Here is a 9,378-nt window from a genome sequence, read left to right as displayed (position 1 = left end):
GTCCGGTTGCGGGGGCGTGAGCGCCATGGATGGCGCGACCGAGCCTACAGGGACGTACTTGCGGCGTCCCCCGCAACCGGACCCACCCCGCCAACCCACAGGAAACCCGCTTTTGCTCCGGCCGTTGCCGTTGCAGTTGCTTCTGCGGGTGCAGGGCGCAGCCCTGCCGAACACCCCCCAACCCTTACTGCAGCAGGGAGCGCAGCATCCACGCATACTTCTCGTGGGTCTGCAGGCGCTGGGTCATCAGATCCTCGGTCGGGGCATCATCGCCCTTGGCCGCCACCTCCAGCACTTCACGCGCCGTACGGCAGACCGCTTCGTTGGCGACCACCAACTGGCGTACCATTTCCCGCCAGTCCGCACTGTCGGTCAGGCCCGGCTCCTCGGCGATCGAGGTCAGCGCAGCGAACTCCCGGTAGGAGCCCGGGGCATTGAAGCCCAGCGCGCGGATGCGCTCGGCCACATCGTCCAGGGCCGCCCATTGCTCGGTGTACTGTGTTTCAAACATGGTGTGCAGCGAGTTGAACATCGACCCGGTCACGTTCCAGTGGAAGTTGTGCGTCTTCAGGTAGAGCGTGAACGCGTCAGCCTGGAAGCGCGACAGACCGTCGGCGATCTTCTTGCGGTCGCCCTGGGTGATCCCGATATCGATATTGGGGGCCGACGGCGCCGCAGCGGCAAGCTTCTGCTTGCCGGTCTTGGCCTTGGTCGGGCTCTTGGTCTTCGCCATGGGGTTCCTCCTTGTGGAATCGTTGGTCTTCACAATAAATCAGTCTTGACGACTGTTTGCTTTCAAAGTTTTAAACGAACCGATTGATGAACGCTATCGACAAAATGCCGCAGTCCCGCCTGCGCCAACAGCGCGCCGCCATCGACGGCGCAATGAGCCGCGACCGGGGCCGTTTGCTGGGGATGCTCTCGCGTTGCCAGGCCAAGCCACAGGATGCGGCACTGGCTGCTACCTTCGAGCAGGCCTTGCAGGCGTCGGTGCAGCGCCGGCAGAAACGGGCGCAGCAGCAACCAGCCATTACTCTGGACCCCCAGCTGCCGATTGCGCGTGAAGCCGATGCCATCATCGCGCTGATCCGGGATCACCAGGTGGTGGTGATCGCGGGCGAAACGGGCTCGGGCAAGACCACCCAGCTGCCCAAGCTGTGCCTGGCCGCCGGCCGTGGCCAGGCCGGCATGATCGGTTGCACCCAGCCGCGCCGGATCGCCGCACGCGCGGTGGCCAGCCGCGTGGCACAGGAGCTGCACAGTGAGCTGGGCCAGCTGGTCGGCTACCAGGTGCGCTTCAACGACAAGGTCAGCGAGGACAGCCGCATCAAGTTCATGACCGACGGCATCCTGCTGGCGGAGATCGCCAGCGACCGCTGGCTGTCGAACTACGACACGATCATCGTCGATGAAGCGCATGAACGCAGCCTCAACATCGACTTCCTGCTCGGCTATCTGAAGCAGCTGCTGCGCAAGCGGCCGGACCTGAAACTGATCGTCACCTCGGCCACCATCGACACCGACCGTTTCGCCCAGCATTTTGACGACGCGCCGGTGATCAGCGTAGAGGGCCGTACCTATCCGGTCGAGGTGCGCTACCGCGCGCTGGAAGGCGAGGGCGAGCAGGAGGGCGAACGCACCGTCAACGATGCGATCGTGTCGGCGATCGACGAGATCACGCGCCTGGACGCGCGGGGCGATGTGCTGATCTTCCTGCCGGGTGAACGTGAGATCCGCGACGCCCACCAGTCGCTGGAGCGACGCCGGTACCGCAATACCGAGGTGCTGCCGTTGTATGCACGGCTGTCCAACCAGGACCAGGACCGGGTGTTCAACCCCGGGCCGAACCGGCGCATCGTGCTGGCCACCAACGTGGCCGAGACCTCGCTGACGGTGCCGCGTATCCGTTATGTGGTCGATCCGGGCTTCGCCCGCGTCAAGCGTTACAGCCCGCGCAACAAGCTTGACCGCTTGCACATCGAGCCGATCTCGCAGGCCAGCGCCAACCAGCGCAAGGGCCGCTGCGGCCGTATCGCCGAGGGCATCTGCTATCGCCTGTATGCGGAGGCCGATTTCCAGGCCCGGCCGGAGTTCACCGATCCGGAAATCCGCCGCTCCAGCCTGGCCGGGGTGATCCTGCGCATGCTGCAGTTGGGTCTGGGCCGCATCGAGGATTTTCCTTTCCTGGAAGCACCGGACGAACGTGCGGTGGCCGATGGCTGGCAGCAGCTGACCGAGCTGGGCGCGATCGACAGCGAGCGGCGCATGACCGCGATCGGCAAGCAGATGGCGCGCCTGCCGGTGGATGTGAAGCTGGCACGCATGCTGGTGGCGGCACAGGCGGCCGGCTGCCTGCGGCCGATGCTGGTGATCGCCTCGTTCCTGGGCATCCAGGACCCGCGCGAGCGACCGGCCGAGGCACGGGGGGCCGCCGACACCGCGCATGCCCAGTTCGCCGACGGCCGCTCCGAGTTCGTCGGCGTGCTGCGCCTGTGGGATGCCTACCGGCAGGCCCATGAAGATCTGACCCAGTCCAAGCTGCGCGACTGGTGCGGGCGGCATTTCCTTGGATTCCTGCGCATGCGCGAGTGGCGCGAGCTGCATCGCCAACTACGCTTGCTGTGCGAGGAGCTGGGCTGGAAGGAAGAGCCCGTGGAAGCATCGATGGCACCGTTGCTGGCGGGCAGCAGTGCGCCGGCGGCCGCACGTGATGACGCGGCAGCGGTGAAAGCCACGCGGGGCCAGCTGCACCGCGCTGCCCGCCTGGCCCGCGAGGGCAAGGCAGACGCCGTGCCGGCGCCGGTGGCGGCGCGGGCGCAGAAAGAGCAGGCGCCTGCCGGCGGCGGCTTCAGTGAACGCGTGCGGGCTTCGGCCTATCAGACGCTGCATCGTGCACTGGTGGCGGGCCTGCCTACGCAGATCGGCCATCGCACCGAGAAGGGGTATTTCCTCGCGCCGCGCCAGCGCCGCTTCCTGCCGTTCCCCGGTTCCGTGCTGTCCAAGCGGCCACCCCCCTGGTTGCTGGTGGCCAACCTGCTCGACACGCAGAAGGTGTGGGGCATGACCCTGGCGGCGATCGAGCCGGACTGGGTGATTGCCGAGCTGCCGCACCTGCTCCTGCGCAAGCACTTCGACCCGCATTGGTCGCGTGCGCAGGGCCAGGTGCTGGCATCGGAACAGATCAGCCTGTTCGGTCTGGTGCTGGCGCCGAAGAAGCCGGTGCATTACGGACGCATCGCACCCGGCGAGGCGCACGACATCTTCGTGCGGCAGGCGCTGGTGACCGGCGAGATCAACACCCGCGCCAGTTTCGTGGCAGACAACCAGAAGGTGCTGGAGGTGGCGCGCGAGGAAGAAGCGAAGCTGCGCCGGGCTGGCATCGTTGCCGATGAAAACTGGCAGGCGCGCTGGTATCTGGACCGGGTTCCCCCCCACATCCATTCGGCATCCGGCCTGGACGCGTGGTGGAAGGAACTGCCGCCCGCACAGCGCAAGGGGCTGCACTGGACGCTGGCGGACCTGCTGCCGGGCGAAGGCAGCGAACAGGAGCGTTATCCGAAGTATCTGCCGCTGGGCCAGGCAAGGCTGCCGCTGCACTACCGTTTCGAGCCGGGTGCCGAAGATGATGGTGTCACCCTGGAGGTGCCGCTGCACCTGCTCAACGCGCTCGATCCAGTGCAGTTGGGCTGGCTGGCGCCAGGCTTCGTCGCCGACAAGGCGGCAGCGCTGATCCGCAGCCTGCCCAAGGCGATGCGCCGCAATTATGTGCCGGCCCCGGATTTCGGCCGTGCGTTCCATGAGGCGTTCCCCAATGCCAGTGCCGATGCGATCACCGGCGAACTGGCACGCTTCCTGTCGCGCGCGACCGGCGCCCCGGTCGCGGCGACTGATTTCGAGCCGGATTCCATCGAGCCGCATCTGCACATGAATCTGCGACTGCGCGACGAGCAGGGCAAGGTGCTGGCCACCTCACGTGACCTCGACGCGTTGCGGGCGCGATTCGGCGGCCGAGCCGGTGATGCCTTTGCCGCGCGTGCCGGTCGCGAGATGGCGGCCGATGGGCTGCGCACCTTCCCGGCTGCGCCGATTCCACTGCAGGTACCCGGTGAGGCGGGCGTGCCCGCCTATCCGGCGCTGCTGGACGAGGGTGACAGTGTGGCCCTGCGCATCTTCGCCGACCGCCAGCAGGCCGAGGAGGCCCACCCACTGGGCGTGCGCCGCCTGCTGGAGATCGCGCTGGCCGACAAGGTCAAGCAGGCCCGCAAGCAGCTGCCGGTCGCTGCCAAGACGGGCCTGTTGTATGCGGCGATCGAATCGCAGGAGCGCCTCCGAGGCGATCTGGTCGATGCGGCGATGAACGCCGTGCTGGCCGAAGGACTGGAAAGCATCCGCGATGCGGCGGCCTTCGAACAGCGCCGCGAGCATGCAGCCAAGGCCCTGTTCGGCGAGGCGATGTCGCGGCTGAAGCTGGCCGAGACCATCCTGGCGCTGGTGGCGGAACTGAAGCCGATGCTGGAAGCGCCATTGATGGGCTGGGCACGGGGCAACCTGGACGACATGGAAGCGCAGCTGGCGGGACTGATCCACCCCGGCTTCCTGCGCGACACACCGGCTGATGCGCTGGCCCAGTATCCCCGTTACCTGAAGGCGATGATCCTTCGCACCGAACGTGCCAAGCGTGACCCGCCACGTGACCAGGCGCGCATGCTGGAACTGCATCCGTTCCTGGAGGCGCTGGCGGCCGGTGAACAGCAGGGCCTGCGCGAGCGGCCACAGTGGCAGGCGCTGCGCTGGGATCTGGAGGAGCTGCGGGTTTCGCTGTTCGCCCAGGAACTGGGGGCGCGCACCGGCATCTCGGCCAAGAAGCTGGCGCAGCGGGTGGCGGCACTGCGCCAGGCATGAAGCGTGCAGCCGGGCAGTGCCCGGCTGCATTCGGACGGGTTGCGCGTTACTTGGTGCGACGGACCTTGGGCTGGGTATTGACGCCCTCGACCTTCAGGTACCACACACCCATCACGCCCGGGGTGATGCTGACCTTGGGCGATTGCCTGCGGACACCGGAAACTGACGTCGTGTCGGTCTGTTCCCATTGCTGGCCGTTGTCCAGCGAATAGACGCGGCCCTTGCCGAAGCCGCGGAACTCGCCCTGCAGCACACCGGTGATCGGCTCATTGCTGCCGAAGTCGAAGAAGCCACGGTTCTTGCGGATCACTTCCTGTCGCCCCTCCTCGCGCGCTTCCTCGCGCACGGCGGCGACCGCCTCGGTGGCAGCGGCTTCGACCTTGCCCTGCAGCCAGCGGTTGAGCGAGGCCAGTTCGGCGGCGCTGAGCTTGTCCAGGCCGGCGGCCTTGAACTCGGCCGGTGACATCTGCTGCTGCAGATCGCCCTCCACCACGCGCTGCGCCAGGGCGGGCGCGGACAGGGACAACAGCACGGCGGCACAGGCCAGCAGCCGTGGACGGGCGCGCAGGACAATGGAAGGCATGACAGGTCTCTCCGGGGTTTGCCCGCGAGTGTAGCGGCATGTGCTCATGCCCGGCGATGCAGCGGTGGCGATTGTCCCTGAACGGTGCCGGCGCTAGTGTAGGGGGCCTCTGTCTTGCCTGCTCGATGCTGTGAACCGCGCTTCCGTCCCCGGCCTGGATGCCTTGTTGAACCGTCCCTCGGCAGCGGTGCTGCCCGCTCCGCTGCGCCAGGCCCTGCGCGAGTACTGGGAAGCTGCCGGGACTGACACGCAGATGCGCGCCAGCTGGTCGGTGCTGGGCGACACCCTCGATGCCCTGTCAATGCTCTCGGCGGACGAAGGCGCGGTGGTCGCGGCCCTGCTGTTCGACCTGCCCGGCCTGCGCGCCCACCTGGAGCAGTTGCCGCTTGGCAGCCACCGGGCGGCGGTGATCGGCCTGCTCGACGGCCAGGACGCGGCCGACCCGGTATGGGCGCTGCACGCCGGTCGCGAGGCCGGACGCAACAGTGAGGGCCTGCGCCGGCTGCTGCTGGCGATCATCCGCGACCTGCGGGTGGTGCCGATCCTGCTGGCGCGGCAGCTGGCGCGCATGCGCGCGGCCGACAGGCTGGAGGAGGAGCAGCGCCGCGCGCTGGCCCAGCTGACCCGCGACATCCATGCCCCGCTGGCCAACCGCCTGGGCATCTGGCAGCTGAAGTGGGAGCTGGAAGACCTGGCGTTCCGCCATCTGGAGCCGGACACCTACCGACGCATCGCCCGCGAGGTGGATGAAACGCGCATCGCCCGCGAACGTTACGTCGAGAACGTCAAGAAGGTGCTCTCGCGCGAACTGTCGGCCCAGGGCATCAAGGCCGAGGTCAGCGGGCGGCCGAAGCACATCTACAGCATCTGGCGGAAGATGCAGAAGAAGCGGCTGGCGTTCGACCAGCTGTATGACATCCGTGCGGTGCGGGTGATGGTCGACGACGTCGCGGCCTGCTACGCCGTGCTGGGCGTGGTGCACGCGCTGTGGGCACCGGTGCCGAGCGAGTTCGATGATTACATCGCCCGACCCAAGGCCAACGACTACCGTTCGCTGCACACCGCCGTGGTCGGCCCGGAAGGGCGCACCATCGAAGTGCAGATCCGTACCCACGAGATGCATGCGCAGGCCGAACTGGGCGTGGCCGCGCACTGGAAGTACAAGGAAGGTGGCAAGGGCGCCGAAAAGTCCTTCGACCGCAAGATCACCTGGATGCGCCAGCTGCTGGAGCAGGCGCAGGACGGGCAGGGCAATGAACTGGCCGGGGCACTGGATGCGGAGCTCACCGAGGACCGCGTCTATGCGCTGAGCCCGAAGGACGAAGTGCTGGATCTGCCGCAGGGGGCCACGCCACTGGACTTCGCCTACCAGGTGCACACCATGGTGGGACACCGCTGCCGCGGCGCCAAGGTGAACGGCCGCATCGTGCCGTTGACCTACCGCCTGCGCAGCGGCGACCGGGTGGAGATCCTTACCGGCAAGGAGGCCGATCCGCGCCGCGACTGGCTGATACCGGCCAACGGCTTCCTGGCCAGCAACCGCTCGCGCGAGAAGGTACGCAGCTGGTTCCACAAGCTTGACCGCGCGCGCAACGTGCAGGCCGGCCGCGAACTGCTGGAGCGCGAGCTCAAGCGGCTCGGGCTGCAGCATTCGGATCTGGCGGCCGCGGCGAAGAAGTTCCATGCCGACAGCGTCGACGACCTGTACATCCAGGTCGCGCTGGGCGATACCGGCCCCAACCAGATCAGCCGCGCGCTGCTGGAGGCCGAACGTGCGGCCAGCCAGCCAGCGCCGCCGCCGACCCTGCCACGCCCGACCGCACGGCGCGAGAACCTGGGCAAGTCCAAGTTCACCGTACAGGGCGTGGGCAACCTGCTGGTGCAGCTGGCACGCTGCTGCCAGCCGGTGGCGGGCGAACCCATCGTCGGCTACCTGACCCGTAGCCGCGGTGTCACGGTGCATCGCGCAGACTGTGCAGCGCTGGCCCGCCTTGCCGCGGCCAGCCCGCAACGCATCCTGCCGGTGGAATGGGGGCAGGCGGGTGGCGGTTACGAAGTGGACGTGGTGGTCGATGCGGTCGATCGCCGCTGGCTGCTGAAGGACATCACCAACCTGATCGCCCAGGAAGACGCCTACGTGCTCGACATCCACAGCGACAACGTGCGCAACAGCGGCCGCGCCCACCTGCGCCTGCGGCTGAAGGTGAGCGATTACGGCCAGCTGTCGACCCTGCTGGGCAAGCTCGATGCCTTGCCCGGTGTCAGCGAGGCACGTCGCCTCGGCTGAGCTTCACGCCACCCCGGCTACCCTGCACGCATGGAACGCGAGCCTCCGCATCGCCCTCACGGCGCCGAACATCCTGCGCTGGACCGCGTCCGCCGTGAAGGCCGTTGGTGGTGGCTGCAGGCGCGGCATGCGCGCCGGGTCTGGCGCTGGGCGCTGGTGGCGGCGATGGCGGTGTTCGTGCTGCTGGTGCTGCTGCGCAAGCCGCTGGCGGACTGGTTCTGGGACGAACCGCAGATCGAACAGCTGCTGGCCGAAGGTGATCGTGCGCTGGCGGCGGGACGGCTGAGCGCCATTGATGGCAGTGGTGCGCGCGAGCGCTACCAGGCCGCGCTTGCGCTCGACGGCGATCGCCCGCAGGCGCGCGAGGGCCTGGCACGGACCGGTGCCGCTGCGTTGCAGCAGGCGCGGGACCGGCTGCAGGCCGGGGATCTGGACGCCAGTGCGCAGGCCTTGGCGCTGGCACGCGAGTTGCAGGTGCCGCAGAGCCAGACCGATGCGCTGGCGCGCCAGCTGCAGGCACGTCGCACGGCCGGGGCAGGGATTGGCGCGATGCTTGCGCAGGCGCGCAACGCACTCGCCGCCGGGCGCCTGGATGACGGCGACAGCAGCGCCCTGCCGATGTTCCAGCGCATTCTGGCCCTGCAGCCGGACAACCTATCGGCGCTGGAAGGTCGCGAGGATGCACTGAGTGACCTGCTGCAGCAGGCGCGTGCCCTGGCCGCGCGAGGTGATCTGGCCGACGCGGCCGCGGTGGTGCAGCGGGCACGTCAGTTCGATGCCGGGCACGCCGACCTGCCGGCCAGCCAGGAAGCATTGGCGCAGGCGATGGATCAGCGATTGCGGCAGGCGCAGCGTGCGTTGAAACGACAGCAGCTTGAAGCGGCGGCGGCGGGCTTCCAGGCGGTCCTGGCGGTGGCGGCGGACGATCCCAGTGCCCAGCGCGGCCGGGAGCAGACGTTGCAGGCGGTCCTCGCACGCAGCCAGAAGCGGGCCGATGATTTCCAGTTCGAGGCGGCGCAGCGCGATGCCGCATTGGCAGCGTCGCTGGGTGCCTCGGCAGCGGCCAGGCAGCAGCTCGAGCAGCGCCTGCAGCGTGCACGACAGGCGCAGCAGGCCCTGCAGCAGCCGTCGATCAGCAGCAGCCAGCGTGAGCGTCTGCTGCGTGATCACCTGCGCCAGGTCGAACGCGCCGAGCGTGCAGGGCAATGGATCAGTCCGCCCGGGCACAGTGCCTTCGATGCGCTGCGCGAAGCGCAGTCGCTGGCCCCACGCGACACCCGCGTGAAAGCGGCTGCCACGCGGCTGCTGCCGGCCAGCCGCCAGTGCTTCGACGACAACCTGCGCCAGAACCGGGTGCAGGCCGCCGGTGCCTGTCTGCAGGCGTGGCAGACGCTGGCGCCGACCGACGCCGGGTTGCCGCCCGCACGGCTGCGCCTGGCCCAGCGCTGGCTGGCGATCGGCAGCGAACGGCTGGGAAGCGGCGATCTGGCATTTGCCGCGCATGCCGCCGAGCAGGCGCGGCGGCTGCAACCGGACCTGGCCGAACTGCCGCCATTCGAGGAGCGGCTGCGGCGCGCAGGTGGCGAGCCGCAGCCGCGCTGATGCG

5 protein-coding genes are annotated in these 9,378 nt (G+C 68.5%); 3 read left to right on the top strand and 2 right to left on the bottom strand.

Translation table 11 applies throughout. From position 1 onward, the window contains the following. Positions 1-184: 184 nt before the first annotated feature. Positions 185-733 (bottom strand): Dps family protein, encoded by a 549-nt coding sequence (locus ABE543_RS17160; protein WP_053518946.1) that lies wholly within the window; start codon positions 731-733, stop codon positions 185-187. A gap of 86 nt (positions 734-819) precedes the next feature. On the opposite strand from ABE543_RS17160, the gene hrpA reads away from it, so the two are divergent. After that, complete coding sequence (hrpA, locus tag ABE543_RS17155) at positions 820-4,902, top strand: ATP-dependent RNA helicase HrpA (protein ID WP_346475938.1); 4,083 nt, start codon at positions 820-822, stop codon at positions 4,900-4,902. A 46-nt stretch (positions 4,903-4,948) separates the two neighbouring features. Here hrpA and ABE543_RS17150 read toward each other — a convergent pair whose 3' ends face one another. Then, positions 4,949-5,485 (bottom strand): hypothetical protein, encoded by a 537-nt coding sequence (locus tag ABE543_RS17150; protein ID WP_346475937.1) that lies wholly within the window; start codon positions 5,483-5,485, stop codon positions 4,949-4,951. A 130-nt stretch (positions 5,486-5,615) separates the two neighbouring features. Here ABE543_RS17150 and ABE543_RS17145 point away from each other — a divergent pair, with 130 nt between their 5' ends. Next, the gene (locus tag ABE543_RS17145) at positions 5,616-7,772 is read left to right on the top strand and encodes a bifunctional (p)ppGpp synthetase/guanosine-3',5'-bis(diphosphate) 3'-pyrophosphohydrolase (protein ID WP_053518941.1); all 2,157 of its coding nucleotides are present in this window, start codon (positions 5,616-5,618) and stop codon (positions 7,770-7,772) included. Positions 7,773-7,802: 30 nt separating this feature from the next. Further along, entirely contained in the window at positions 7,803-9,374 is a 1,572-nt protein-coding gene (locus ABE543_RS17140) for a hypothetical protein (protein ID WP_346475936.1), read from the top strand. Positions 9,375-9,378 lie beyond the last annotated feature (4 nt).

It is taken from the genome of Stenotrophomonas sp. TWI169, assembly GCF_039674705.1.
GTDB classification, from domain to species: Bacteria; Pseudomonadota; Gammaproteobacteria; order Xanthomonadales; family Xanthomonadaceae; genus Stenotrophomonas; species Stenotrophomonas maltophilia_P.
This window is presented reverse-complemented; position numbering and strand designations above follow the sequence as displayed.

What these genes read in the sequence shown, in the direction of transcription:
- ABE543_RS17160 (WP_053518946.1), bottom strand. Translation starts at nt 733, where the DNA reads ATGGCGAAGACCAAGAGCCCGACCAAGGCCAAGACCGGCAAGCAGAAG.
- hrpA (WP_346475938.1), top strand. Translation starts at nt 820, where the DNA reads ATGAACGCTATCGACAAAATGCCGCAGTCCCGCCTGCGCCAACAGCGC.
- ABE543_RS17150 (WP_346475937.1), bottom strand. Translation starts at nt 5,485, where the DNA reads ATGCCTTCCATTGTCCTGCGCGCCCGTCCACGGCTGCTGGCCTGTGCC.
- ABE543_RS17140 (WP_346475936.1), top strand. Translation starts at nt 7,803, where the DNA reads ATGGAACGCGAGCCTCCGCATCGCCCTCACGGCGCCGAACATCCTGCG.